At 36.1% G+C, this 26,668-nt stretch carries 23 protein-coding genes; 9 read left to right on the forward strand and 14 right to left on the reverse strand.

All coding sequences use genetic code 11. The features are described from left to right. Nucleotides 1-196: 196 nt before the first annotated feature. From dnaJ to AC1W31_RS04765, 3 genes are all read right to left on the reverse strand, one after another. Nucleotides 197-1,363 (reverse strand): molecular chaperone DnaJ, encoded by a 1,167-nt coding sequence (gene dnaJ, locus AC1W31_RS04755; RefSeq protein ID WP_481733348.1) that lies wholly within the window; start codon nt 1,361-1,363, stop codon nt 197-199. A gap of 114 nt (nt 1,364-1,477) precedes the next feature. After that, entirely contained in the window at nt 1,478-2,023 is a 546-nt protein-coding gene (locus tag AC1W31_RS04760) for a nucleotide exchange factor GrpE (RefSeq protein ID WP_481733263.1), read from the reverse strand. A gap of 289 nt (nt 2,024-2,312) precedes the next feature. Then, on the reverse strand, nt 2,313-2,924 hold the full coding sequence (locus tag AC1W31_RS04765; protein ID WP_481733264.1) for a hypothetical protein: 612 nt from the start codon (nt 2,922-2,924) through the stop codon (nt 2,313-2,315). Between the two features lie 70 nt (nt 2,925-2,994). Here AC1W31_RS04765 and AC1W31_RS04770 point away from each other — a divergent pair, with 70 nt between their 5' ends. Together AC1W31_RS04770 and AC1W31_RS04775 are read left to right on the forward strand one after the other, a co-directional pair. Next, nucleotides 2,995-3,459, forward strand: a complete 465-nt coding sequence (locus AC1W31_RS04770; RefSeq protein ID WP_481733265.1) for a GNAT family N-acetyltransferase — start codon at nt 2,995-2,997, stop codon at nt 3,457-3,459. A gap of 62 nt (nt 3,460-3,521) precedes the next feature. Continuing rightward, nucleotides 3,522-4,517 (forward strand): zinc dependent phospholipase C family protein, encoded by a 996-nt coding sequence (locus AC1W31_RS04775; RefSeq protein WP_481733266.1) that lies wholly within the window; start codon nt 3,522-3,524, stop codon nt 4,515-4,517. Nucleotides 4,518-4,610: 93 nt separating this feature from the next. On the opposite strand, the gene AC1W31_RS04780 is transcribed toward AC1W31_RS04775, so the two are convergent. The 3 genes from AC1W31_RS04780 to AC1W31_RS04790 are packed head-to-tail and all read right to left on the reverse strand — an operon-like array spanning nt 4,611 to nt 10,156. Further along, complete coding sequence (locus AC1W31_RS04780) at nt 4,611-5,342, reverse strand: phosphatase PAP2 family protein (RefSeq protein ID WP_481733267.1); 732 nt, start codon at nt 5,340-5,342, stop codon at nt 4,611-4,613. A 38-nt stretch (nt 5,343-5,380) separates the two neighbouring features. Next, complete coding sequence (locus AC1W31_RS04785) at nt 5,381-9,469, reverse strand: hybrid sensor histidine kinase/response regulator transcription factor (RefSeq protein ID WP_481733268.1); 4,089 nt, start codon at nt 9,467-9,469, stop codon at nt 5,381-5,383. 45 nt (nt 9,470-9,514) lie between these two features. Continuing rightward, nucleotides 9,515-10,156 (reverse strand): hypothetical protein, encoded by a 642-nt coding sequence (locus AC1W31_RS04790; RefSeq protein WP_481733269.1) that lies wholly within the window; start codon nt 10,154-10,156, stop codon nt 9,515-9,517. A gap of 135 nt (nt 10,157-10,291) precedes the next feature. On the opposite strand from AC1W31_RS04790, the gene AC1W31_RS04795 reads away from it, so the two are divergent. After that, nucleotides 10,292-10,798 carry a metallophosphoesterase family protein gene (locus tag AC1W31_RS04795; RefSeq protein ID WP_481733270.1) on the forward strand — a complete coding sequence of 169 codons (507 nt, stop codon included), beginning with the start codon at nt 10,292-10,294 and terminating at the stop codon, nt 10,796-10,798. A gap of 62 nt (nt 10,799-10,860) precedes the next feature. Here the strand turns inward: AC1W31_RS04795 and AC1W31_RS04800 are convergent, their stop codons facing one another. Together AC1W31_RS04800 and asnS are read right to left on the reverse strand one after the other, a co-directional pair. Beyond that, complete coding sequence (locus tag AC1W31_RS04800; protein ID WP_481733271.1) at nt 10,861-11,319, reverse strand: nuclear transport factor 2 family protein; 459 nt, start codon at nt 11,317-11,319, stop codon at nt 10,861-10,863. A 130-nt stretch (nt 11,320-11,449) separates the two neighbouring features. Next, complete coding sequence (gene asnS / locus AC1W31_RS04805) at nt 11,450-12,880, reverse strand: asparagine--tRNA ligase (RefSeq protein ID WP_481733272.1); 1,431 nt, start codon at nt 12,878-12,880, stop codon at nt 11,450-11,452. A 524-nt stretch (nt 12,881-13,404) separates the two neighbouring features. Between asnS and rpoN the strand changes: the two genes are divergently transcribed. From rpoN to AC1W31_RS04820, 3 genes are all read left to right on the forward strand, one after another. Continuing rightward, nucleotides 13,405-14,868 (forward strand): RNA polymerase factor sigma-54, encoded by a 1,464-nt coding sequence (gene rpoN / locus AC1W31_RS04810; protein WP_481733273.1) that lies wholly within the window; start codon nt 13,405-13,407, stop codon nt 14,866-14,868. 163 nt (nt 14,869-15,031) lie between these two features. Then, entirely contained in the window at nt 15,032-15,691 is a 660-nt protein-coding gene (locus AC1W31_RS04815; protein ID WP_481733274.1) for a hypothetical protein, read from the forward strand. Between the two features lie 19 nt (nt 15,692-15,710). Continuing rightward, nucleotides 15,711-16,490, forward strand: coding sequence for an enoyl-CoA hydratase/isomerase family protein (locus AC1W31_RS04820; RefSeq protein ID WP_481733275.1), 780 nt, complete (start codon nt 15,711-15,713; stop codon nt 16,488-16,490). A gap of 20 nt (nt 16,491-16,510) precedes the next feature. On the opposite strand, the gene AC1W31_RS04825 is transcribed toward AC1W31_RS04820, so the two are convergent. From AC1W31_RS04825 to AC1W31_RS04835, 3 genes are all read right to left on the reverse strand, one after another. Then, the gene (locus AC1W31_RS04825) at nt 16,511-17,704 is read right to left on the reverse strand and encodes an MFS transporter (protein WP_481733276.1); all 1,194 of its coding nucleotides are present in this window, start codon (nt 17,702-17,704) and stop codon (nt 16,511-16,513) included. Between the two features lie 103 nt (nt 17,705-17,807). Further along, nucleotides 17,808-19,028, reverse strand: coding sequence for a hypothetical protein (locus tag AC1W31_RS04830; protein ID WP_481733277.1), 1,221 nt, complete (start codon nt 19,026-19,028; stop codon nt 17,808-17,810). Between the two features lie 139 nt (nt 19,029-19,167). Continuing rightward, on the reverse strand, nt 19,168-19,989 hold the full coding sequence (locus AC1W31_RS04835) for a ThuA domain-containing protein (protein ID WP_481733278.1): 822 nt from the start codon (nt 19,987-19,989) through the stop codon (nt 19,168-19,170). 210 nt (nt 19,990-20,199) lie between these two features. Here AC1W31_RS04835 and bla point away from each other — a divergent pair, with 210 nt between their 5' ends. Both bla and AC1W31_RS04845 read left to right on the forward strand, forming a co-directional pair. Then, nucleotides 20,200-21,090 carry a class A beta-lactamase, subclass A2 gene (gene bla, locus AC1W31_RS04840; protein WP_481733279.1) on the forward strand — a complete coding sequence of 297 codons (891 nt, stop codon included), beginning with the start codon at nt 20,200-20,202 and terminating at the stop codon, nt 21,088-21,090. A gap of 445 nt (nt 21,091-21,535) precedes the next feature. Further along, entirely contained in the window at nt 21,536-23,434 is a 1,899-nt protein-coding gene (locus AC1W31_RS04845; protein ID WP_481733280.1) for a DEAD/DEAH box helicase, read from the forward strand. A gap of 103 nt (nt 23,435-23,537) precedes the next feature. Here the strand turns inward: AC1W31_RS04845 and AC1W31_RS04850 are convergent, their stop codons facing one another. After that, nucleotides 23,538-23,969 carry an FKBP-type peptidyl-prolyl cis-trans isomerase gene (locus AC1W31_RS04850; protein WP_481733281.1) on the reverse strand — a complete coding sequence of 144 codons (432 nt, stop codon included), beginning with the start codon at nt 23,967-23,969 and terminating at the stop codon, nt 23,538-23,540. A gap of 238 nt (nt 23,970-24,207) precedes the next feature. Continuing rightward, nucleotides 24,208-25,584: a DNA repair protein RadA gene (radA, locus tag AC1W31_RS04855; RefSeq protein WP_481733282.1), complete on the reverse strand. Its 1,377-nt coding sequence runs from the start codon at nt 25,582-25,584 to the stop codon at nt 24,208-24,210. 91 nt (nt 25,585-25,675) lie between these two features. On the opposite strand from radA, the gene AC1W31_RS04860 reads away from it, so the two are divergent. Then, entirely contained in the window at nt 25,676-26,308 is a 633-nt protein-coding gene (locus AC1W31_RS04860) for a porin family protein (RefSeq protein WP_481733283.1), read from the forward strand. A 61-nt stretch (nt 26,309-26,369) separates the two neighbouring features. Here AC1W31_RS04860 and AC1W31_RS04865 read toward each other — a convergent pair whose 3' ends face one another. After that, on the reverse strand, nt 26,370-26,630 hold the full coding sequence (locus AC1W31_RS04865; RefSeq protein WP_481733284.1) for a VF530 family protein: 261 nt from the start codon (nt 26,628-26,630) through the stop codon (nt 26,370-26,372). Nucleotides 26,631-26,668 lie beyond the last annotated feature (38 nt).

Raw genomic sequence — 26,668 nt, forward strand, 5'->3', positions numbered from 1 at the left:
CTATTAAATTTCAGAAATGTTTTTATGAGGTAAATTGTTTTGTTGAATACCGAGAAATTATTTCCCGAATACATAACGCAAAATGAAGGGTTTAGTTTCAATTCTAAAATAAAAAAATGCCCTTAATTGTTAGATTAAGGGCATTTGTGAATAAGAAACTATTTTTCTATGTTTCCCATCTTTTCTATTTGGTCACCTAATTAAAAAAATCCTTCATTTTCTCAAAGAAATTTTTGTCATTTTTATTAGGTTTTGGCTCAAAATTGGGTGAATTACGCATCTTTTCCAGCATTTCCGTTTCTTCTTTTGATAGTGTTTTTGGAGTCCATAAATTCACGTGAATCAATTCGTCACCAACGCCGTAGCCATTTAATTCCTTAATTCCTTTACCTTTCAGGCGAAGAATTTTACCCGCTTGTGTACCAGGTTCAATCGTAATTCGGGCTTTTCCACCAATGGTTGGCACTTCTACGGATGTTCCTAAAGCAGCATCGGCAAAATTTAAATAAAGATCAAATATTACGTTTGTACCATCTCTATGAAGCTCTTCATCGGGTTCTTCTTCGATAATTATCAATAAATCTCCCGCTACGCCTCCACGTGGAGGAACGTTGCCTTTACCCGACATTGATAATTGCATACTGTCGGCAACTCCTGCTGGGATTTTGATTGGAATAATTTCTTCTTCTAAAGTACGACCTTCACCAAAACAAACTTCGCAACGAGTTTTTACTTGCTTTCCTTCACCATTACAGGTTGGACACGGAGATGTAGTAACCATCTGTCCCAACATCGTTTGTTGAACCCGACGAACTTGACCTGCACCACCACAAGTTTGGCAAGTGGTCAGTTCAGTGCCATTTTTTGCGCCATTTCCCGTACAGGCTTTACACGTAACATGGCGTTTGACTTTGATTTTTTTCTCAACGCCATTGGCAACTTCCTCCAAATTGAGTTTCAATTTGATTCTAAGGTCAGTGCCTTTTCGCATTCTACGTTGTTGCTGACCGCCGCCACCGCCGAACATATTTCCGAAAGGGCTTTCATCGCCACCAAAGATATTTCCAAATTGACTGAAAATATCCTCCATATTCATGCCTTGCCCACCGTAGCCACCACCGCCACCAGCAGCACCGCCCATACCAGCGTGTCCGTAGCGGTCGTATTGACCTTTTTTCTTGGCATCCGATAAAACTTCATAAGCCTCAGCAGCTTCTTTAAATTTATCCTCAGCGGCTTTGTCACCTGGATTTTTATCGGGGTGATATTTAATAGCCATCTTGCGATAGGCTTTCTTTATTTCGTCTTCCGAAGCAGATTTTGAAACCTCTAAAACTTCGTAAAAATCTCTTTTTGCCATAATATTTGATTAGGGATTAGGTGATTAGGGATTGGGTAATTGGAAAAATGGTTATTAAAATATGATTTAGTTCATTGCTAAAATTACCCAATTCCTAAATTAACGAATCCCCAATAACTAACTTGCTACTACTACTTTCGCAAATCGAATTACTTTATCATTTAAATAATATCCTTTTTCAACAACATCAAAAACTTTACCCTTATCTGATTCTTTTGGCGCTGGAAATTGGGTAATTGCTTCGTGTAAATCAGCATTGAAAACTGTTCCTTTGGCATCCATTGGTTTTAAGCCTTTTGAAGACAAAGTGTTATATAATTTGCTAAAAATCAAAGAAATGCCTTCTGAAATTTCACCTTCTTGAGCGTTTGCAGTGGCTCTTTCGATATCATCAATCACGGGTATAATATCTACAATTACACGTTCAGATGCCGAATGAATCATTTCTAATTTTTCTTTGGCAGTACGTTTACGAAAATTGTCAAAATCTGAATAAAGTCTTAAATATTTATCCTTTAATTCGTATAATTCCGCTTGTAATTTTTCAGCCTCCGACAATTCAGGTATTTCTTCGATTGGTGTTTCCAAAGTTTCTTCTGAAACAATGTCAGTATTTTGAGTTGTTTCCTCGCCTTCTATTGGCAATTCGTCTTTATTTTTCATTTTAAATGCACTTTTCGCTTTATTTTTATAATTCTCTATAATGTTCAAAAGTTTTGCCATATCTTTTTTTCTGTCAGATTGACAGGTTTTTAATTGGCAAAATTAGTATATTTCAAGGGGAAATAGTTGAAAAAGGTAAAATGGGTGAAAAGATGCAAGAGATAAAAAATACAAATGGTTTCTTTTCGCTTAATTTTACCATTCTCAAAACGCCACCTTTTATGGAGTAAATAGTTATGAAATTCATATTTAACTATCTTATGGGTAGCAACTTAGAATGCCATTTTGCCTACTTGATTTCACCCGCCAGCGATAAAGTCCAATCTTCAAAAAGTTGCTTTTCTATGTCAACGGCTTTTCCAGCGTGAATTTCCCAATCGGGTGAAAACGCTTTCAATTGGTCAATCATTTCTGCCAAATGGCCTTCTTCTTCCACAATGATAGACTTTACGTTTACCTTTGATTTTGCTTCATCAAGCTCATTTTGATAAATAGGATAAAGCTCGTCCGCTCTTACTTCGATGGAGTAGGTAACCAACAAATAGGCGGCATATTTTAAAGCATCACGCTGTAATTTTAAAGTATTTTTCAAATATCTACAAACTTGGATGTCTAAACTGTGCAAATAAGTATAACTGGCGAAAGGGGCTAAAAGATAATCGTTTTCATAGCTTGGAAAATCTTCGATTTTAGCTACTTTTGAAATCTGTTTTTTAAGGTAAAAAGCGTGTCTTGCTTCTTCACAAGCGTGTTTTAACATTAAATAAGATACCTTTGTTTTGTGTTCGGATGCCGAGATTTTTCTGGCTCCCGTATTTTCCATGAGAGACAAAGTATTTAAAAACCTTGCGTGGAGATTATCCTCTTGGATGATGGTTTGGATTATTTTTTGTAATTTCATTTCCAAAAGTAATTCTATGTTTTCGATAGATTTTTCTCTTCTTAGATAATTCAAAAATATTATTTAGATTATGCAATTACACTACGTAAAATACTCATTGGAAGAATTGGAGGAGGTTAGGGAAATATTTATTGAATACGCCGCTTTTTTACAAGTTGATTTGTGTTTTCAAGATTTTGAAAATGAATTACAAACACTTCATCAAGTTTATTTGCCGCCTTTGGGTTGCATCATTTTAGCAAAAGAAGACAATCAGGTAATGGGATGTATTGCCCTAAAACCAATCGGTGAAGGCGTTTGTGAAATGAAACGACTTTATGTCAGACCCGCAGCGAGGGGAAAGAGATTGGGAAACCAATTAGTAGAAGAATTAATCAATTTTGCTCAAAAAGTGGGTTATAAAACCATGAAATTAGATACTATTTCTTCTTTAAAACAGGCAATTAAACTGTATCGCTCCAAAGGATTTGTTGAAACTGATGCTTACGTTTATAATCCCTTATCAGAAGTGCATTATTTTCAATTAACACTTTAATATTCAATAATTTACCATAAAAACAAATTCCTTTACCCATTAAAATCACATCATTTTCTTTTATGAAATATCCGCTTTTATTAAAAATTACGACCTTAGTGGTGATTTTAAGTTGTTGTTCATGGGGCTTCTTGGCACACAAAACAATTCATCAACTTGCCATTTATTCACTTCCGAAAAAACTTCAAACTTTTTTCTTCAAAAATGCAGATTATTTAGTCTATAATTCAGTCAGACCCGATGTAAGACGTAAGGACGATCCATCCGAAGCAACCAAACACTTTATCGACATTGATGCCCCTATTTTTGGAGAAAACTCCTTAGATTCAATGCCTAAAACTTGGGACGAAGCGGTGAAAAAATATTCGGCGGATACCCTCAAAAAGTACGGAACTGTGCCGTGGGAAGTTATTAAATTACAAGAAAAATTGACGAATGCTTTTCGTAATAAATTGAAAGACAGTATTTTATATTATTCGGCAGATTTAGGTCATTACATTTCAGATGCCCATGTTCCATTGCACACTACGATTAATTACGACGGTCAACTAACTAATCAGCGAGGTTTGCATTCACTTTGGGAGAGTACAGTTCCTGAAATGAATATGGATAATTATAACCTTTATCAACATCATAAAGCCAAATATTTAAAAAATCCTTTAGCCGTTATTTGGGTGAAAATTAGCGAATCTAAGGTGATGTTAGACAAAGTGCTTGCGGATGAAATTGCCGCTTCGGAAGGTTTTACGGATGAAAAGAAATTTAAACGTTCTGAAAGATTCGGGCAAATGCGCAAGAATTATACGGGTGAATTTGCGAAAGCTTATGCTTTGAAATTGGGAAATACGGTGAACGAAAGAATGTTGGATGCTTCCAAAACGGTGGCAGATTTTTGGTTTACCGCTTGGGTGGATGCAGGTTGCCCAGATTTATCCGATTTCCAGACATTTAGCGATGAAGATAAGGCTAAATTAAAATCTGAAAAGAAAATTTGGAAAAATAATGAATTGATTAAAAATGGCCTTTTACAGGCTCGGAAGGGAAAGATTGAGGAGTAGGTAAGCGTTATCAGATAACAGTTATCAGTAAACAAAAAAATGCCGATTAGGAACTAATGCTTCCGAATCGGCATTTTTGATAACTCACAACTGTTAAAATCCAATCACCAAGTTTGCACCCATTATGTTTCCATTGTAGGTCGGTATGAAAACGACACTTTTATTTTTCCCTTTTCCACCCAATTTTTCTTTCAACCACGGATAAACAATGTAAGCAACTTCGCCCGAAACAATGCCTATTCCAGCTCCAACTAACACATCAGAAGCCCAATGGCGGTTATTGAGTATCCTTAACGCTCCCGTTGCGGTTGCTACAGAATAACCTCCGATGGTAATTAAGATGCTTTTATCAGAATATTCTTTCGCTAAAATTGTTGCGCCAAAAAAAGCATTTGCTGTATGACCAGAAGGGAAAGAATTAGCCGAAGAACCATCAGGACGAATTTGGTCAGTGGTGTATTTTAAGGCATTTACCGTTCCTAACATAATGATTCCTCCCGTGAGCATCAAGCCAACTTTATCCTTGAAATCATGCTTACTCTTCACCCCAATCCAGTCTAAACCAAATACGGCAGCGTGTGGGGCAAGTTGCAAAAAATCATCGGCTTTATTGCTAAAATCTTTATAATTTTGGTTATGCCAATTGATTTGTTTGTTCTTGAAATCTTGATTATTAATGGCAATTCCCCCGCCAATCAATAAGGCGGGAATAATATAATGAGCCAACGAAGCTTTATGAAAAGTTGAATCGTGGTCATGATTTTGACCGACAATAGGTAACAGAATTCTAAAACTTAAAATGATTGTTAAGATTGATTTTTTCAAAATTTTTGTAATTTATTTTTCAGTTGGTATTAATTGATTTATACTTCAAAACCCTTCTCAACGTATTCAGAAGGCACTTTTCCATATTGTTTTTTGAAAATTCTACTAAAATACGAAGGGTCATTAAATCCTACTTTATAGGCTATTTCAGCGATATTATAATTTTCGCTTTCGAGCAATTGTACCGCTTTTTTCAAACGGATATTTTTAATGAATTCATTCCCTGAAAGGTTGGTTAAACTTTTCAATTTACGGTACATCTGCATATTACTCATTTTTAATTCTTCTTCCAAGAACGTAATATCCAGATTGATATTACCCATATTTTCTTCAACAATTTTAATTGCTCGCTCAATAAAATGCTCGTCTGATGAATTTAGGGTAATTTCTCGGGCTTTAATTTTAGGGGAATTACTGAATAATTCTCGAAGTTTTTTTCTGTTTTCTAAAATATTTTTCACCCTTACGGCTAATAAATTGGCGTTAAAGGGCTTTGTTATGTAATCGTCTGCACCCGTTTCCAAACCCATCAATTTGCTTTCATTACTGCTTTTTGAAGTAAGAATTATTACTGGAATATGACTGGTATTGGTATTCATTTTAATATTTTGACACAACTCAACGCCTGTTTTTAAAGGCATCATCCAGTCCGAAATAATTAAGTCGGGCAGGTTTTCTTGGGCAATTTTTTGAGCAATTAAACCATTTTCAGCTTCCAAAATTTGAAAATCTTGGATGAAAATTTCCTTAATATAAGCCCTTAAATCTTCATTGTCTTCGGCTATTAGAATAAGCGGTTTATCTTTATTGATGATTTCAATGGTTTGGTTGTCGGTAATTTGAATAGTATTTTTTGTTCGATGATTTTGATTGTCAGGAATGTTTTCGCCTTCTCTAATCCATTGTTTATCAAAAGCTTTTTTAGTAATTGGTAAATAAACTGAAAAAGTAGTTCCTTCGCCCAATTTACTACTCACCAAAATTTCTCCACGGTGCAATTCAGCCAATTCTTTGCACAAAGACAAGCCTACACCCGTACCCACAATCTGTGATTGATTTTTATCATGAACTTGATAAAAACGATTGAAAATATTAGGTAAATTTTCAGGAGCAATCCCAATGCCATTATCCGAAACCTTTACAATAACTTGTTGATTATCAGAAAGTTTTAAGGAAATAGATGCATTAATTGTGCCGCCTTTTTTTGAAAATTTGAAGGCATTAGAAAGCAAATTAGTGAGAATTTTTTCAAGAATATCGCCATCGAAATAAGCCATTAAATGCTTTTCTGGAGAAATAAATTGCAGAGAAATATGCTTTTCTTCTGCCAAATCTTGAAATGAATTGGTTACTTTTTCGGTAAATTCAATGATATCGCTTTGGGTAATTTCTGGAAAAAATCTACCCGCTTCCAACTTTGATAAATCTAATAATTGATTAATCAGTTTTTGCAATTGTTTGGCATTTCTATAAATGGATTCGGCACGCTTTTTTTGCGGAGTAGGCAAGTCATTATTTTCGGATAAATACTTTTCTAATGGGCTGATAATCAGCGTTAAAGGTGTTCTGAATTCATGCGAGATATTGGTAAAAAAGTTGGTTTTAAGGCGGTCTAATTCTTGGATTTGGGCATTCTCTTTTTCTTGAATTTTAATATCTAATCTAAACCGTTCACGCACTTGAATGACTTTTCTGAAAATGTAAATACTGCCCATAATTAAGCCCCCATAAATCCAAAAAGCCCACCAAGTTTTATACCACGGGGGCAAAATAATGATTTTTATAGTTGCCTCTTTTGGGTTCCAAACACCATCATTATTACTGGCTTTTACCCTAAAAATATACTCTCCTGCATTCAAATTGGTATAACTTGCAATTCTTTGCGTACCCACATATTGCCATTCATTATCAAAACCTTCCAAAAGATAAGCGTAGTGATTATTTTTGAGAGATTCAAAGTCAAGTGCCGTAAATTCTATTGAAAAAACATTTTGATCGGCCTCAAATATTAATTCTTTCGTAGCTAAAATATCTTTTTGCAAAGGCGAATCATTTTGCCCAACACTTACGGGTTTGTTGAAAAGTCGCAAGCCTGTGATGTAAACCGAAGGCACTTTGTTATTTTCTTCCAAACTATCGGGATGAAAAACGTTCATGCCACCTGTTCCCCCAAAAAACATTTCGCCATTTTTGCTTTGTGCGTAGGCATTTATCAAAAACTCGGAACCTTGTAAGCCATCGGCTTGGGTGTAATTTTTGAAAGAGTTGCTTCTGATAATAAATTCAGAAAGCCCTTCATTAGTTGCCAACCATAAATTCTGGTGTTTGTCTTCCAAAATGCCTTTAATCGTATTATTTGGCAGTCCATCGAGTGTTGTCCAAGTTTTGAAAGTATCAGTTTGAGGTTGATACATACATAATCCTCCGCCGTTAGTGGCAATCCAAATCCTTTTTTGTGTATCCTCATAAATCTGAAAAACGTGATTCCCTTTGATACTTCCAGGTTTATCAGATTGTTTAAAATGATTAATTTCGTGCGTTTTAGGATTGTATTTGAAGGTTCCATTGTTGTATGAACCTATCCAAAGAAGCCCTTTACTATCTTCCAAAATGGAATTGATGTGAACTTCTGCCAGAATTCCTTTTTTATTTAATTCGGTAATTGGCGTGAATTTTCCAGTTGTTTTATCGAAAGACAAAAGCCCTAATTCTTGCGTTCCAACCCACAATTTGTGAGGAGTTTTTGACGATTGAATGCAGGTAAAATAGGGGATATATTGACCACTATTGTATTGATAATTTAAAAAATGGCTACTTCCTTTTTTCAAAATTCGTAAGCCAGCTCCCCAAGTTGAAACGATTAAATCGCCATCATTATCAATGTGTAAAAAATTGATGTCATTATTATTGAGTATCGTCGAAGTGGAAGGATTGACCACAAAATGCTTATAGACATTCGTTTTTCTATCTAAAAGTGTTAGTCCACTATTGCTTCCTACCCAAACTTTATGCTCATCTTCGCAAACAATGGCGGTGACTTTATCCCGCAATAAACTCTGTTCAGTATTGGTTTTGTGCCGATAGAGTGCAAATTTATTCCTGTTTTTGAAATGCACATTTAAACCTGCTTCCCAAGTGCCAATCCAGACATTATCGTCTCTATCAACCATCAATGACTGAATGGCATGCGAACTCAAACCCGTTTCAGAATCTGGATTGGTTTGTAAATGAATTGGATGATTGTAATCGTTATTTTTTAATAAGATAACTCCGCTGTCGGTACCAATCCAAAGGGTATTTTCTTGGTCATAGGCCAACGAAGTGATAAGATTGTCTCGATCAATTTGGGAAGGATTGTAAAGAATCTGGGAGATTTTTTGGGTAATAATATCAAATTTATATAAGCCATTTCCACGGGTTCCTAATAAAATATTACCCTGAGCATCTTCGAGAAAACAGGATATATTGTTCTTTTTTAGTGTTAAACCATTTTCAATTTTAAAAGAATGAGCCTTTCCACTTTTTGAAATTTGTGTAAAAACTCCTAAAGAACTACCCAACCATACATTCTCCCGTCTATCTTGATAAATCTTAGAAATGTTAGTGGTCGGAATGGGATTTGTTTCAATTGATTTCCACGTAAAACGATTTGATTTTGCGTCAATATAAATAAGTCCAGCCCAATAAGTTGCTACTAAAATTTGATTATCTTTTGTGACTTTTATGGCCGCAATATTAAGTTTTGAAATATCTTTTTTGTCGTCAGTGAGCTTGAAATGAATAAATTTACCCGTTTCTACATCCATTTTATTGATTCCTCCGTCTGAAGTACCAATCCACAAATTTTCATCCAAATCTTCCGCAATACACGAAATATTGCTGCTACTCAATGAATTTGGGTTATCGAAAATATGACGATAAACAGTAAAATTGTAGCCATCATATTTATTCAATCCATCACGAGTAGCGAACCAAATAAAACCTTTTTTATCTTGAAATATTTTGAGAACAGTAGATTGGGACAAACCTTGCTGGTTGCCGAGGCGTTCAAAGCGAAATTGTGCGGTTGTGTCGAACAAACAACCGCACAATAGATAAAGAAAAAATATGATATTTCTGAGTAGCATTTTCAACCGCAATTTATGAATATTCTGGTTGATAAAAAAGGTAAATTAATTAGGTGAGTGGTATAAAAGAAAACTCAGTAATCGTTCAAACGTTAAAAGATCTTCATCAGTTGCACCGATACGAATGAGATTTTCTCGATGTTTATCGGTTAAATCTAAGAAATTTTCATGGTGAATCAATTTGGCATTGATGATGCCTTTAAAACTCCGATGAACTTGATTATAAACGTATTTACAAGGCTTTTGGGGATGTTTATTAAAAATGTCATTCAAAGCCAAAAGGTTATCGGAGGAAAGTAAAAAAGGGAAACCTTGGGTCAACAAAAAGTCTTTTACAATATCACAAACATCTTCAATATCCGGTTCAGTCATGATTTTGTATCTGAAATATTTCGCATCATTATATTTGCCAATTGAAACAACAATGGTGTTTGACTCATTCCAAAAGTCACGAGTATTGCCTAAAAACTGTTGGGCAATTTGTTCAATTTGATTGCTCCGACAACCAAAATTTACTTCTAACCAAATTTCTTCGTCATAAGAAGTTGCGGTGAAAATGACATTCTGAAATCCTCTCGGGGTAACTTTACGGAATTGTTTTTTATCAGCCATCAACACAAAATCATTCTGCTCAAAAAACAAGCGTAATTTATCATAAAGGGCAATTTCAAAAGATTTTACAAGCATATCGGTAAAATTTATGGGGATTTCGAAGTTTGATAATTAAACGATTTGAGGGTAAATTTGTTTTCGTATAGATATTTATACGTTTAATTCATAATCCTCGAAATGTTATCGAGCAACGGTCACTTCGAGCTACAGATGCAAAAAATATTAATCATTTCTGATACCCATAGTTTCCTCGACGAACGCTTGATGGAACACGTTGATTGGTGTGACCAAATTTGGCACGGCGGCGATTGGGGAAATGTGTCGTTGTCCGATACGTTGGAAGCGATAAAACCCATTGAAGGCGTTTACGGAAATATTGACGATATGACCGTTCGACAAATTTATCCAAAAATTAATCATTTTCAATGCGAAGGCCTTATTGTGGGTATGACGCACATTGCGGGAACACCCTTCAAATATAAACCCGATGCTTTGGAATGTTTTGGGATTCAAAAACCTGATATTTTTGTGTGTGGACATTCACATATTTTACAAGTAAAACGTGATTTGTATCGGGATAAAATGCTTTATATCAATCCTGGGGCGGCGGGAACGCACGGATTTCATAATATTCAAACGGCGGTTCGTCTAAAAATTGATGGTAAAAGAATTTATGAGGTAGAGGTTGTAGAAATGGAAAGAAGGAGCAGCGGGTAAAAAGAATAAAAAACTCATGGCGTGAATTAGTGCAAGTCATTCCACGAGTTTTATGAGCAAAACTAATCACATTTTCTACGAGTATCGGCAAGAGAAATGATTTTCCAACCTTTGTCCGTTTTGAAAAATTGGAAAGCATCAACGCCACAATGAATCTTCTTTTCGTTTACATAAAGTTCATAAGGTGTCCAAGCCGTAGCCATTTGTGCATCCACTCTAATCTCGTAACTCAAAACTCGTTCCTCAATTTTAGTGGTAACAGTCAAACTACCAATTGATTTTACAAAACCATCAATCGTGTTTTCAGTAGTCAATTCTACAACGTTAGATTTACGATTCATTCCGATGGATTGCATACGGGCGGACGGATGGAAACAGGCTCTAATCATCGTAGAGTCGTGTTTTTGCATACCTTCAAACAATTGAACAACAACTGCTTTAACGGCTTTTTCATCTTCTGATTGCGCAAAAGTTGTTTCAAAAAAACCTAAAAATATGATAAGAAGAAATGTTTTTTTCATGAGAAATTAAATGATTAGACCACGGATTAGATGAATTTTACTGATTTACACAGATTAAATTTAATAAAATCTGGGCAAATCGGCAAAATCAGTATAATCCGTGGTCTAAAACTCTGTTAGTTAGTTGAAATTAAAAATCAGCCGATTTTGGTGTTCTTGGGAACGGAATTACGTCACGAATATTGGTCATACCCGTTACAAACATTACCAAACGCTCGAACCCAATACCGAAACCTGAATGCGGAGCTGTGCCAAACTGACGGGTTTCCAAATACCACCAAATGGTGTCTTCGTGAATTCCTACGGCTTTTGAACGGGCTAATAATTTTTCGTAATTATCTTCTCTTTGCGAACCGCCAATAATTTCACCAATGCCCGGGAAAAGTACGTCCATGGCTCTCACAGTGGTTCCGTCTTCATCCAATTTCATGTAAAATGCCTTGATATCTTTTGGATAATTAGTGAGAATAACGGGTTTTTTGAAGTGTTTTTCTACTAAATAACGCTCGTGTTCCGACTGTAAATCAATGCCCCATTCAACTGGATATTGGAATTTGCCTTCTTTATGACGTTTAGACGATAACAAAATTTTGATGGCTTCGGTATAAGTCAACTTAACGTACTCGTTATCCACGACAAAGTTCAATTTCTGAATCAAATCTAATTCCGAACGTTCCTCGGCTTTTTTGGTTTTTTCTTCTTCTTTCAAACGGTTTTCCAAGAAAGCTAAATCATCCGCACAATTTTCGATGGCATAGCGAATTACATATTTCGTAAAATCTTCTGCCAAAGCCATATTGTCTTCCAATTCATAAAAAGCAACTTCTGGCTCAATCATCCAAAACTCCGCTAAATGGCGAGCCGTATTTGAATTTTCCGCACGGAAAGTTGGTCCAAAAGTGTAGATTTTTGACAAAGCCATTGCGCCCAATTCACCTTCCAATTGTCCTGAAACGGTCAAATTAGTTTCTTTTCCGAAGAAATCTTCTTTATAATTAATGCTTCCATCATCGTTTAGAGGCGGATTCTTTGGGTCGAGGGTCGATACTCTGAACATTTCTCCCGCACCTTCGGCATCCGAACCAGTGATAATTGGCGTATGTAGGTAAAAGAAACCATTATCATTAAAATATTTATGGATCGCAAATGCCAAAGCATGACGAATTCTGAGAATTGCCGAAAAAGTATTCGTCCGAGGGCGAAGATGGGCAATTTCACGAAGAAATTCTAAACTGTGTTTTTTGGGTTGCAAAGGATATTTCTCAGGGTCAGCAGTTCCATAAACTTGAACGCTATTAACTTGCAATTCAACCCGCTGTCCAGAACCCTTTGATTCGTTCAACACGCCAGAAACGGCGATACACGAGCCCGTTGTAATCAATTTTAGCGTTTCTTCATCAATTATACCTGGTTCTGCCACCGCTTGGATATTATGAATTATTGACCCATCATTGATGTTTATAAATATTACATTGGGCTGAACACGTTTGGTTCTGACCCAACCTTTTACTGTTATTTCGCTACCAACGGCAGCCTCCGCTAAAATTTGTTTGATTTGCATTGATATACAATTATTGAATTATGACTGGGCGGCATCCCTTTGGGGCGGCACCCTTCTTGTTGGATTATTTAAAATACTAAAACCATTGCTTTTTTCAAAATTACCAAGATTTCCTTCAATTACCGAATTTAGGTAATTACAAATCGCCAATAGTTGTATAAATTTATCAATAAACATTTGTTAATTCGGTACTTTTTTCTCTTGATTTTGGCTTAATTAGTGAGCCATTTTCGCTCAAATAGTGCTATCAAATTGTGCAAAAAAATCAAGTTTTGTAGATTGAAATTTGCTATAATCGATATTTATTTTTAAAATATTTCTATTTTTTAAAAATAAATAAAAAATCAAATATTTGTTGTTCAGTGATTTAACACTTATTTTTACTTAATAAATAATAAATATTGACTTTATAGATTATTTATTGATACATTTGGCAAGATATTTGTCAGAACAGTATTCAGATGTGCTTTGCACAAATATAATACCCGCCTATAATTTTCAATTTTACCTTACCGCTAGTTGTTATGCAAAAACTTTCCCTGAATCAATCACAACAACAAAGATTATCTCCACAACAAATTCAATTTATCAAGTTGTTGCAGATACCCACGTTTGAACTTTCCGCCCGAATCGAAGAAGAACTCGAAATCAATCCTGCCCTTGAAGAAGGCGCAGAAATGGAAAATGACGTGAAAGAACGTGATGAGTATGACGATGATTTTGATGATTTTGCGGATGATGAATTCGGAGACTACAACGACCGTGATATAGATATTGAGTCTTATTTACACGACGACCATAACGGTTATAAAATGCAAGGTGACGGCAATGGGGAAGAGGAGGACAAAGAGATGCCAATTGCGATGATTTCGAGTTTGACAGACCACCTTAACGCTCAATTAGGCTTTCTCCGTTTACAAGAACAACATGAAATTATTGGCAAACAATTGATTGGCTCGATTGAAACTGATGGATATATGCGCCGTCCGTTGCAAGCGGTGGTAAATGATTTGGCATTTACGCAAGGCGTTTATACCACCGTGGAGGACGTGGAGGTTGTCTTGAAACAAATTCAAACTTTTGATCCCGTTGGAATTGCAGCTCGTGATTTACAAGAATGTTTGTTGATACAATTGGATAGAAAAGATACGGATGATGCTGGGGTACAGAATGCCATCAAAATTATTGCGGATAATTTTGATGAATTTGCCAAAAAACATTACGAAAAAATTCAAAAACGCTTGGGTGTGGATGATGAAGGAATGAAGCAAGCCGTTCATGTTATTACTAAATTAAACCCAAAACCTGGTTCAGCCGAAGAAGATGGTGTGGTAATTCAGTACTTGATGCCTGATTATCTACTGTTTAATAACAACGGAAAATTAGAACTCTCTTTAAATTCAAAAAATGCTCCAGAATTGCGTGTAAGCCATTCTTTTCACGAAATGTTGGATACTTACGATAAATCTGACAAAAATAATCGTATCATTAAAGAAACGGTGACGTTTATCAAACAAAAATTAGATTCGGCAAAATGGTTTATAGATGCCATTAAACAACGTCAAAATACCTTGTTGAGAACGATGAATTCCATTTTGGATTATCAAAAAGAATTCTTCTTAACAGGAGATGAAACGAAATTAAAACCGATGATTTTGAAGGATATTGCCACCCAAATTGAAATGGACATTTCTACGGTTTCGAGGGTTGCCAGTAGTAAATCGGTTCAAACAGAATTTGGTTTATATTCTTTAAAATACTTTTTCTCAGAAGGAATTGCCACCGATTCGGGTGAGGATGTTTCAAGTCGTGAGGTAAAAAATATTTTAAAAGAATTAATTGATAATGAACCCAAGAAAAATCCATTGTCGGATGATAAGTTAGAAAAATATCTCAACGAAAAAGGCTATAACATCGCTCGTAGAACGGTTGCTAAATACCGTGAGCAATTGAATATTCCTGTGGCTCGTTTGCGGAAGCAACTTTGAGTTTAGGGATTAGTTGCTTTTTGAGAAATATAATATCATAATTAATCCCATAAGGTTTTAAAATCTTATGGGATTAGTTTTTTTTGAGTAAATTGTGACATGATAATTGAAATACGATTTCACAGTTCCCATTAACTAATAACCTTATCCCCAATAACCAAAATTGACTACTCGTTTTGCTCATATACTTTCCGCATTTTTACATCCTTTGATGATGCCAACAATTATTTTTGGGATTCTTTTTTACATTGCTCCCGAGTCGATTCAGAACCTCGAATTGTTCAATGATTCCGCTCGTGTAGGCTTAATGAGCTTGAAAATGGGATTATTGTTGTTGATTTTCCTCCAAACATTTATTCTGCCCGTTTTTGCCATTTATTGTCTTCATCGTTTCGGTTTTATCGGAGATTTGAAAATGGAAACCTTGGAAGACCGACGACTTCCCTACATCGTAACGATGGCTATTTATACTTTTGTAGCTACTTTCTTTACGATGAAATTAAAGCAATTGCCAGAAGTCTCCATCATTATGACAGGAATTGCTTTTTCGATTGCTTCGGTAGCCGTGATAAGTTTATATTGGAAAATTTCGGCCCATGCGGTGGGTATTAGTGGTGCTTTGGGAGCTTTGATTGGTATTGCTATAAAATTCAATAGCTACCAGCTTTTTTTTCCAATCATAGCGGTGATTTTAATTGCAGGCTTCTTGTTTTCTGCCCGATTACATTTGAATGCCCACACACCCGCCCAAATAATGGCGGGAGCATTTTTGGGATTAATCGTTAGTCTTTCAGTAGTGCTTTTTAGTGGCACTTTTTTTTAAATTATCAATAAAAATAATCATGTTGAATCATCTTATTTACGAAATAAAGGAAGGTATTTGTACGATAACTCTCAATCGGCCCGACGTTTACAATGCGCTTAATCCCGCTTTAATTCAGGAAATTACCCAAGCATTTTTACAAGCAGGAGCGGACTCATCGGTGCGTGTAGTTGTCCTCACCGGAATGGGTGATAAAGCCTTTTGTTCGGGCGCAGATTTAAAAGGAGGCATAAATGGTTCAACCAGTTTGGGCGATTCATTACGAAGCGGATACAATCCTATGATATTGTCAATTAGAGATTTACCGAAGCCAGTAATTTGTCGGTTGAATGGAATTGCAGCAGGAGCGGGTTGTTCGTTGGCTTTGGCTTGTGATGTGATTATTGCATCAGAAACCGCCCGAATGTCGCAGATTTTTGTGAGTATTGGATTAATTATTGATGCAGGTTCCTCGTATTTTTTACCCAGATTATTGGGTTCTCAAAAAGCCTTTGAATTAGCTTCAACTGGTAGAATTGTGGAAGCAAAGGAATGTTTGGAATTAGGATTAGTTAATAAAGTTTTTCCGCCAAATGAATTAGATTTTGCCGTAAATCAAACAGCCAGAATGTACGCTAAATCAGCCACGCAAGCCATTGGTTTAATCAAAAAAGTATTGAATCAATCCTATCATTCAACCTTGGAACAGATGTTGGAATTGGAAGCCGTCAATCAAGATATTGCGGGCCAAACCCATGATTTTATGGAAGGTGTTTCGGCCTTTTTAGGAAAAAAATTGCCTGATTTTAAAGGAATTTAAGTCACGGGATTTCCCTGTGCTTAACGCTTGGAGACTTCGTGACCGAATCTAATATCTCGACCTTTTTTCCATAGATAAACCAACGCAACAAAGGCCAAAAAAGCGGATAATTCGTAAGGAATAGCCATATTCTCTACTTTTCCTTGGTATAGATGTCCCGCAAATAAAGCGCCAATGCCAATGCCCGCTTCGAGGGCAATATAGGTGGTTGCAACGGCTCGTCCACGATAATTTTCGTGCGATAAATCTACAGTCCAAGCCATTAAAGTTGGCGTATTGAACCCCCAAGAAAAGCCAAATAAAATCGCTCCCAACACAAAAATCCAAGTAGAATCCGTTGAAATGCACAAAATCATCGAAACAATTAATATTGCAGAAGACAACATCAAAATCGGAATTCGCCCGTATTTGTCCGAGCTTTTGGCAAAAAATAATCTTACCGTTAATGATGCAATCGTATAAATTGTGAAGAAAGCTCCCTTGTTGGATATGCCCAATAATTTGGTTTGGTCAGGCACGAGCGTAAGCAAAACCCCTGATGAAAATGATACTAAAAGCATTACTAAAAAAGCAGGGAGTACTCGTGGTTCAAAAGTATCAACCCATTTTATTTTTAATAATTTAAGAGAAAAAGGCTGTTTCTGCTCTTTGGATAGGGTTTCTTTCATATTTAGCAATATCAGAATTGAGCCCAGCGCAAAGGCCGACGAAGTATAAAACATGAAATTGAGAGAAGTCCAAATTACTAAATAACTACCAATTGTAGGTCCGATTGACATCCCAGTTGCCGTAAAAATTCCTAACATTCCCTGAGCTTCTCCTCTTCGGTCTTCTGGAATTATATCGGCTACGTACGCAGCAGTGGCGGTGGGTTTTGTTCCTGTAGAAAATCCGTGTAGAAATCTCAATAATAAAAATCCAAAAACGGTGTGAACAAAAGGATAAATTCCTCCGCAAATAAAACATACAATTGAACCAAACGCCATGATGGGAACTCGACCAACAGTGTCCGTTAATTTTCCAGAAAAGGGTCTTGCAAAACCTGCGGTAAGGGTAAAAAGTGCAATAATATAACCGATGTATTCTTTACCACCCATACTTTTCAAATAGTCGGGCAATTCAGGAATCATCATTTGAAAACTGGCAGAGAAAAGAAAGTTACTCACACAGAGCAACCAAAATTGAGGGGTATAAATAGAAGGCAGTTTTTCCATCTGCAAAGATAATGAATAGCGATTAGGGGTTAAGGATTAGGGATTAGTTTTTTGCAATTCCTTCAAAAATAGTTAAAACGTAATCCCTAAACCATCACCTGACTTACAAGATTTTGTAAATATCAACCGAATCAATCTTATCTTTCAATTCTTTAATATTAATGCTTGATTTGATGGCTGCATCTTTTTTCTTCTTTTTTGCGCCTAAATCTTTCATCAAATCATCATAAACCATTTGGGCGGGTTTTTCGCCAACACCTTCAATAATGTTGTTAGCTTTTGCCACATTAATGGCTTGTTTCACTTGGTCGAAATATCGGTTTTCAAAGTCAAAATATTGGTCATGAACCGCAATAAAACGGTTACAAAGGCTTTGAACGTAATCCAAATTATTATTTACGTGACGAATATCCAACTCAGATTGCAACATTTCGCCTAAATTGGTTTGGCCATTTTTTTCGGTGTATTTACTTTCAATTTCGGTAATTCGTTTCTTCATATAATCGGTTGAAAATTCGCCAATCATATAATTAAAATAATCATCCAAAGCTTCATCATTTCTAATATCTCGTGGATTATAACCTACTTTTTGAGCGTCCTTTTTGAATTTTTCTAAAACATCCAATTGCAAGGCCTCCAACATCGTAACGGTTTGTCCGCTTGAGTTGGTGTTCATCAAATTTGCTTTATCCAACATATTGTAAAAGCCTGTATAGCGTTGTAATTCCTTCTCAAACTCTTTTATTTTATCAAAGTTGACCTTTTTGTCTTGCATACCCGAAGCATACGCAACGTTTACTGCCGCTGTGGAAAGATTTACGGCCTGAGAAGCATAAGGAATTAAGCCCACAATTGGACTGTCTTTCAAGCTTTTTAATACGTTCATAAAGCGTTCATTTTTCTCTTTCTTGCTAAAAATAGCTTTACTTTGTGCCGTTTTTAAGATGACATCTTCAAAGGAAAATCCTAAGGGGCCTTTTTCAACGGAACTCAATTTTTTAATATATCCTTGATAATCTTGATTCAAAACTTGCGATTTTAAATCAATAATATCATCGCTCAATATCTTATAAACTTCTGCACTTTTAATCAAGTTGGATTTGATTTTTTCCCACTTAGTTTTGTCTGTAAGTGATTGATTTTTAGATATATCCGTTAATGAACGACCTTGAATTTCGAGACGACTTTTGAGATTTTCATTTTCATTTTGTAATTTGCCCAGCGAGCCTTGAATATTAATAATTAGAGAATCGGAATATACTTGGCCAAAACCAGAAAAGGATAAGGTTAAACAGAATAAGGATATAGCAAATAGCTTTTTCATGGAATAATACAAATGAGTTTAGATACTTAACGTATATTAATGAACAATTATTCGTTAAAGTTTCATTATTTTTTTCAAATGCTTATCCTCTTCTGGTTTTATTACGATTTGTTCATGAATTATTTCTAAATATTATCAACTATTTTTTGCTGTTCCCCAACCAACCCAAACTGTTGAGTATAAATTTATTTTGCAGTTCATTTTCAAACTGAAAAGACAATTCTTTATTAGTCTTGCCTTCATAATCAATGTCGTTATGTCCCATATTGATGTATAACATTTTGTATTTTTTGTTTGTCCAAACCACAGGATAATACCCATTGTGCCAAATTTCGTGCGGTTTTGGTCCTGTTCCCAAAGGGAAACTGGTGGAATCAATGGATAATAAAATATCAATGTTTGTATTTTCTCGTAAATCATTTTGCCAGCAATACCATTCGTTGGGGGATGATTTGAATGTTTTAGGTAGTTTTTTTGTCGCAGGATGTTTGGGATTTTCCACTCGTAAAATGGCTGAAGTTGGTCGCCATGTATTGCTTTTATATTCCCCAGAACCCAAAAATTGATTGTGATACCAGTCCCAATTTTGGGGATATTTTGATTGAGCCATAGCAAATCCTGCAAAATGAAATCCCATCCAAGCACCTCCATGGTTCATATATTCTTCAAAGGCTTTTCTTTGTGCAATTTCCTCGGGCCGAGTATCCAAAAAAAGCATCACTTGATATTGAGCCAGAAAGTCTTTATTGAGATTATTCCAATTGGCGGTAGAATCATAGACAAAATTATGCTGTTTCGCCATTTTTGAAAACCACTGATTGGCTTCATGGACAAAACTGATGTGAGCCTGGTCATTTTTGGCAGTATAAAAAGCAATCACTTTGAATTTTTGTGCAAATAAATGGTCAGATGATAGCAAGATAACGATTAGGATTACAAAATATAATTTTAGTGTTTTCATGATTAATATGTTTTGGCCAGTTTTATGCTCAAAGATAACGACAGCGATTTCACTATTTCACCTTTATTAAGGTTTTCATAGGTAACTCATATTCAAAAAAAGCAAGCTGAATATATACTCGAAAGAAGTCTTTAAAAGTTTGTAAGACCTCATCAAAATCCTTATTTTTGTTTTTACCATCCTTTTTTACCGCACATTTATTTAAGTCAAATGAAAAAAAATACCCTTCTAATCCTTACTTTTTTAATCATTCATTACTCAGGGTTTTCGCAAATAAATATCATCAAGGAGAAAATCGAACAAATTGTAAAATCAAAATGTGCCACCGTTGGCGTGGGTGTTTTAGATTTTGAGAATGGCGATACCTTAACCTTCAATGGAAGTGGACATTTCCCGATGCAAAGTGTTTTTAAATTTCATTTGGCTTTGGCAGTTTTGAACCAAGTTGATCAAGGAAAATTTACGCTAAATCAGAATATTTTTGTTCGTAAAGCCGACTTGATACCAAATTTATATAGCCCGATGCGGGAAAAATATCCCGAAGGAGATGTAAATCTGCCATTGAGTGAAATAATTAAATATACCGTATCACAAAGCGATAATAGTGGTTGTGACCTTCTATTTAAACTCATTGGCGGAACAGAAATCGCCAATAAATTTATCCATAAAATAGGCGTAAAAGACGTGGCAATATTAGACCCAGAGGTAAGAATTCAGAACGATTGGAGTCTTCAATACAAGAATTACAGTACACCTTTTGCCGCCGTTCAACTACTGCAAAAATTTCATAAACAGCATATTCTCTCAAAAAATAGTCAAGATTTTCTTTACAAAATCATGGTAGAAACCACCACAGGACCCAATAAAATCAGAGGATTATTACCAAAAAATACTATTATAGCCCACAAAACAGGCTTTTCTGGAAAAAATAAAGAAGGCTTAACGGGAGGCACAAACGACATCGGCATCATTACCTTACCCAACGGCAAACAATTTGCCATTGCCATTTTTGTTTCAAACTCTTTGGAAGATGAAATGACGAATGATAAGATGATTGCGGAGATTACTTTGGTGGTTTGGGATTATTATTTGGGGAAGTGAAAATAAATAGTTTAATATTTTTTGCCTCAAAATCTCTAACAGGCTGCTTCCTTTTACTCGCAATGACAGAGCTTAAAATCTTTTTCTTTTCTAAAAATAATCTAAATAGATTTGCGAATCCAAAAGATTGGCGTACCTTTGTGCAAAATTAGTACAAAAACAACATCCGCACGTCTCTGTGTTCGCTTCGTTGGCACGAAGCACTTCTTCTAAGAGAAGTTTAGTTAATAGTTAAAAGTTAAATGTTGAAATTTTCAACTTGTAATTCATAACTCACAACTCATAACTCCTCAAGTCGGTCTCCCAGAGCTTTAACGGATGTTCGGGCATCATTAAAGCAAAATTTATTACAAATCAATTAAAAAATTAGTCGCAGGAAACGAATGGAGCATCATGCCGATGCCCTACTTATTCTTCATGTCGTTAGATGTGACGCAGAAAAATTATGAGTGAAATCGCAAGATTAAGATTTGACGAACTTCCCGTGTCGGAAGATATTAAAAAAGCAGTATTGGATATGGGCTTTGAAACTGCCTCTCCAATCCAATCAGAAGCTATTCCTTATTTATTGGAAGGTCGTGATGTAATCGGACAAGCCCAAACGGGTACTGGTAAAACAGCCGCTTTCGGTATCCCGATGATTGAGAAAGTTATCGCTTTCGATAAGTATGTTCAAGGTTTGGTGCTTTGCCCAACTCGTGAATTAGCAGTTCAAGTTACCGAAGAAATCAAAAAATTAGCCAAATATAAAAAAGGCGTTTGGGTTACTACGGTTTATGGTGGTGATTCAATCGACCGTCAAATTAAGTCGTTGAAAGCAGGGGCAAACATCGTGGTAGGTACGCCTGGACGTGTGATTGACTTGATTGAAAGACGTGCTTTGAAATTAGAAAAAGTACAAATGGCAGTACTTGATGAAGCTGACGAAATGCTTGATATGGGCTTCCGTGATGACATCGAAAGTATTTTGCAAGAAACAAACGAAGACCGTCAAACAGTTTTCTTCTCGGCAACCATGTCTAAGCCAATTATGGCGCTTACGGCTCGTTACCAAAATGACCCTAAATTGGTGAAAGTTGTTAAAAACGAAATCACTAATGCCAACATCGAACAATTGTATTTCGATGTGAAAGGCAAGGCGAAAATGGAAGTAATGACTCGTTTGATGGATTTCTACAACGTAAAATTGGCTTTAATTTTCTGTAACCAGAAGAAAAGAGTGGATGAAGTAGTAGAAGAATTGATTTTGAGAGGATACGCAGCTGAAGGTTTACACGGAGATTTACGTCAAACGCAACGTACAAACGTAATGGCGAAATTCCGTTCTGGTGCAACAACTATTTTGGTTGCTACGGACGTTGCCGCTCGTGGAATTGACGTGAATGATATTGATGCCGTTTTCAATTATGATATTCCATTAGACGAAGAATATTACGTACACCGTATCGGTCGTACAGGTCGTGCTGGCAAGTCTGGTAAAGCTTATACATTCGTTGTGGGTGCTGAACGTAACCGTTTGAGAGACATCATGAATTATACCAAAGTTAAAATTGACAAAGGTGTAATTCCATCGTTCTCTGATGTGGTTGGTGTGAAAAAAGGAATGTTTATTGAAAGAGTTCAGAACGCTATCGAAGAAAACGATTTAGAGCTTTTCGGAGATGTTTATGGTTCATTAACACACGCTGGATTCTCGAACGAACAAATTGTTGCAGCTTTAGTGAAAATGACTATGGGTGTTGCAAAAAATGAATTTGCTGATGAGAATTTAGAAGGTGATAGCCGTGGTGGTGATCGTTACGGAAGTCGTGATGGCAGAAGTAATGACCGTTTCGGAAGTCGTGAAGGTGGTCGTGGAAGCAGTGGTGATCGTTTTGCTGCTCGTGATGGTAGAGATTCAGGTAGTAGCCGTTTTGGCAGTCGTGATGGTGGAAGCCGTGACGGTGCAAGAAGTTACGGAAGTGATTCTCGTGGTGGAAGAGATGGCGGAAGAAGTTTTGACCGTACAGATTCACGTCCTGCCCGTACAGGTGACCGTCCTCGTTCAGGCGAAGACAGAGGACCAAGAACGGATAAAGCTGGAAAACCATATCGTCAGGATGAAAACATGGTAAGAATGTTTGTAAATATTGGTTTTGATGAGAAAATCTCACCTGCCAACATTGTAGGAGCATTTGCCGGAGAATCTGGAATTCCAGGAAATACTTTAGGACAAATCAATATTTTTGATAAATATACTTTCGTTGATGTTCCAAAAGAATATGCAACAACAGTATTGAATAGTATGGATGGCGCTTCTATCAAAGGGAAAAAAGTGAATGTTGAGATAGCAAAACCAGCTTAATACTTTTAGCAATAAAGAGCATTTAGATTCTTAATGTTCAAGTATAAAAAAGCATCAGTCGAAATATCGACTGATGCTTTTTTAGTTTCCCTTACTTCTAATACTATGCAATAGAAACCAACTCCAAATCAAAAATCAAATCTTTGCCAGCCAAAGGGTGATTGGCATCTAAAGTAATAGTAGTTTCAGTTACTTCCACGACCGATACTGGCATTACCTGTCCAGTACCATCTTGGTGCATATTTAGTTGCATACCTACTTCGTAAGGAATATCCGAAGGAATTTCTGCCTTGTTGAAAACGGCTAAATAATTTGGATCCATGTCTCCGTAAGCCTCAGCAGCAGGAATATGAATGGTTTTTTTCTCACCTACGCTCATGCCCGTAACGCCCTCATCGAAACCTTTGATAACCATTCCAGAGCCCACTTCAAATTCCAAAGGTTCACGTCCTTCTGAAGAATCAAAAAGTGTTCCGTCCGTTAATTTTCCTGTGTAGTGGACGTTGATTTTATCGCCCGATTTTACTTGTGCCATTGTCTATTTTTGTTAAAATTTTGGTAAAGTTCGGGAAGAGATTTTGTAAATACTAATCTATTGAGGATGTAATAAAATAGAAATCATAATTTATAATTTACAGACTGATAACTAACCTACTGTAGGTAAAATTTCGTAATTCGGTTCAACTTCCCGAAAGTTTAAAACTTTCGGGAAGTTCCAATTCTAATAAGTTATGTCATTCTAATTCCCTCCATTGCTACTTCACCGAAATCTATCACTTCCGCAGAATTTGCATAAATACATCTTCCAGCATCCCTGCCATGTTGATTTTTATTTTGTAATTACTCGTATCTAAGCCTTTTGCATTATATTTTGAAATCCAAATTTCTTTGAAGCCTAATTTTTCAGCTTCCGAAATTCTTTGCTCAATGCGATTGACCGCTCTAATTTCTCCGCCTAAGCCAACCTCTGCCGCAAAACAAACTTTGGATGGGATGCTCAAATCTTCGTAAGATGATACAATGGAGGCACAAACTGCTAAATCAACGGCGGGGTCTTCCACTTTCAAGCCTCCAGCAATATTCAAAAATACATCTTGATTGCCCAATCTAAAACCACCTCTCTTTTCCAAAACTGCTAATAACATATTTAGTCGTTTGGCATCAAAACCAGTTGAACTCCGTTGTGGCGTTCCGTAGGTAGCAATTGAAACTAAAGATTGTGTTTCAATTAAAAGCGGACGGTTTCCTTCCAGCATTGCCCCAATCGTTATTCCCGAAAAATCTTCATCTCTTTGTGAAATCAATATTTCAGATGGATTTGAAACTTCTCGTAAACCAGAATTTAACATTTCATAAATGCCTAATTCTGAGGTGCTACCAAAACGATTTTTGGTGGTACGGAGTATTCTATACGCCATGTGGCGGTCGCCTTCAAACTGCAAAACGGTATCAACCATGTGTTCCAGTACTTTGGGACCCGCCAACGAACCATCTTTGGTGATATGCCCAATCATGAAGACAGGTGTCCCTGATTCTTTGGCAAACTTCATCAATTCAGCCGCACATTCTTTCACCTGCGAGACGCTTCCAGCCCCCGATTCTACGAAAGAAGATTGTAAGGTTTGGATGGAATCAATAATTAAAATATCGGGTTCAAATGCTTCAATTTGCTTAAAAATATTTTGCGTTTGCGTTTCCGTTAAAATAAAGCAGTTTTTACTTTTATTCTCCAAACGTTCCGCTCGCATCTTAATTTGTTGTTCTGATTCTTCTCCTGAAACGTATAGAACCTTTAAATTATCAAGCATTAATGCAATTTGAAGCATTAATGTTGATTTGCCAATGCCAGGTTCTCCGCCAATCAGCACCATTGAACCCAACACAATTCCACCCCCCAAAACACGATTAAGTTCTGCATCTTTGGTGAGAATTCGGGGTTGTTCTTCAAAATTTATATCCTGAATTGACCTCGGTTTTGAGGCTATTTTTGTAGAAGTCGAAACTTTCCAAGAGCCTTTGGTGGGTTCTTCTTTTTGAACAACCTCCTCAACGAAGGTATTCCATTCGCCACATGAGAGACATTTACCAAGCCATTTGGGTGCTTGATGTCCACAATTTTGACAGAAAAATGATGTTTTTACTTTTGCCATACACTAAATTATGCCAAAAAATCCACTTATAAAATACATTCGAGCCATTAATTCACGTTATCTTTCCATCACATAAAAAAACTAAATCAATATGCACAAAAAACTGTTAATTCTTCTTTTCTTTTTAGCTTTTGCAAAAGGAACTGATTCTTTTGCCCAATTTTCGATTGGGATAAAAGGGGGAGTAAATTTCTCGCAATTAAAAACGGATTTCAAAACACAATCTTTTGGTGATAATTTGCAACAAAGTTTAGATACAAAAACTGGGTACGTTGGAGGAGTTTACGTCAGAATAGGCAGTAAGTTTTTTGTTCAACCCGAATTTATATTTTCGGCAAAAGGAGGGAGCGTGAATATTTTGAAAAGTGGTTCACCCAGTACTTCTCAAACCGTTGCAATTGAATATACTAATTTCGATATTCCATTGATGATTGGTTTCAAAGTGGGTCCATTACGCTTGAATGCTGGGCCAATGGCATCTTTTAAAATCTCCGATAAAGGCTTAGACGAAGCCTTGAAAGCATATTCAAGCAATGTTGGCGATTCTTTCAAAAATGCGGCTTATGGTTATCAAGCTGGTGGTGGGCTTGATATTGGGGCTTTATCTTTAGATTTACGTTACGAAGGCAGTCTTTCAGAAGTAACCAGAAATACATTTAATAACATCAATTTTACCCAAAAAGGCAATCTTTGGCAATTGACTTTGGGTCTGAGAATTTTGTAAAGAAATCGGTTAAAGAATAGAGTTCAGCGTAAAATGTCAAAGTGATTTTATTCTTTGAACTCTATACTTGGTCCTCTAAACTTTTCGTTTTATCTACTTTTTTCATATCCCTTAACGATTTTAAATATAATCCTTCCACTCTTTCTCTTGCCCAAGGTGTTTTTCGTAAAAAGGTCAAACTTGATTTAATGCTTGGGTCAATGTTGAAACATTTTATTTCGATACGGCTACCCAAATCTTCCCAACCATAAAAGCTAATTAAATGCTCCAAAATGGCCGATAAGGTGATTCCATGAAGCGGATTATTTTTTTGTTTTTCCATTGTTTGTTTTTATAATTTGAAATCAAAGTTACGATGTG

Source organism: Arcicella sp., from assembly GCF_964672035.1.

Coding starts and splice junctions, on each gene's coding strand:
- AC1W31_RS04790 (WP_481733269.1), bottom strand. CDS start 10,156: ATGCTTGTAAAATCTTTTGAAATTGCCCTTTATGATAAATTACGCTTG.
- AC1W31_RS04820 (WP_481733275.1), top strand. CDS start 15,711: ATGTTGAATCATCTTATTTACGAAATAAAGGAAGGTATTTGTACGATA.
- rpoN (WP_481733273.1), top strand. CDS start 13,405: ATGCAAAAACTTTCCCTGAATCAATCACAACAACAAAGATTATCTCCA.
- bla (WP_481733279.1), top strand. CDS start 20,200: ATGAAAAAAAATACCCTTCTAATCCTTACTTTTTTAATCATTCATTAC.
- AC1W31_RS04770 (WP_481733265.1), top strand. CDS start 2,995: ATGCAATTACACTACGTAAAATACTCATTGGAAGAATTGGAGGAGGTT.
- radA (WP_481733282.1), bottom strand. CDS start 25,584: ATGGCAAAAGTAAAAACATCATTTTTCTGTCAAAATTGTGGACATCAA.
- AC1W31_RS04865 (WP_481733284.1), bottom strand. CDS start 26,630: ATGGAAAAACAAAAAAATAATCCGCTTCATGGAATCACCTTATCGGCC.
- AC1W31_RS04835 (WP_481733278.1), bottom strand. CDS start 19,989: ATGAAAACACTAAAATTATATTTTGTAATCCTAATCGTTATCTTGCTA.
- AC1W31_RS04845 (WP_481733280.1), top strand. CDS start 21,536: ATGAGTGAAATCGCAAGATTAAGATTTGACGAACTTCCCGTGTCGGAA.
- AC1W31_RS04760 (WP_481733263.1), bottom strand. CDS start 2,023: ATGAAAAATAAAGACGAATTGCCAATAGAAGGCGAGGAAACAACTCAA.
- AC1W31_RS04825 (WP_481733276.1), bottom strand. CDS start 17,704: ATGGAAAAACTGCCTTCTATTTATACCCCTCAATTTTGGTTGCTCTGT.
- AC1W31_RS04850 (WP_481733281.1), bottom strand. CDS start 23,969: ATGGCACAAGTAAAATCGGGCGATAAAATCAACGTCCACTACACAGGA.
- AC1W31_RS04795 (WP_481733270.1), top strand. CDS start 10,292: ATGCAAAAAATATTAATCATTTCTGATACCCATAGTTTCCTCGACGAA.
- AC1W31_RS04785 (WP_481733268.1), bottom strand. CDS start 9,469: ATGCTACTCAGAAATATCATATTTTTTCTTTATCTATTGTGCGGTTGT.
- AC1W31_RS04765 (WP_481733264.1), bottom strand. CDS start 2,924: ATGAAATTACAAAAAATAATCCAAACCATCATCCAAGAGGATAATCTC.
- AC1W31_RS04830 (WP_481733277.1), bottom strand. CDS start 19,028: ATGAAAAAGCTATTTGCTATATCCTTATTCTGTTTAACCTTATCCTTT.
- asnS (WP_481733272.1), bottom strand. CDS start 12,880: ATGCAAATCAAACAAATTTTAGCGGAGGCTGCCGTTGGTAGCGAAATA.
- AC1W31_RS04860 (WP_481733283.1), top strand. CDS start 25,676: ATGCACAAAAAACTGTTAATTCTTCTTTTCTTTTTAGCTTTTGCAAAA.
- AC1W31_RS04775 (WP_481733266.1), top strand. CDS start 3,522: ATGAAATATCCGCTTTTATTAAAAATTACGACCTTAGTGGTGATTTTA.
- AC1W31_RS04800 (WP_481733271.1), bottom strand. CDS start 11,319: ATGAAAAAAACATTTCTTCTTATCATATTTTTAGGTTTTTTTGAAACA.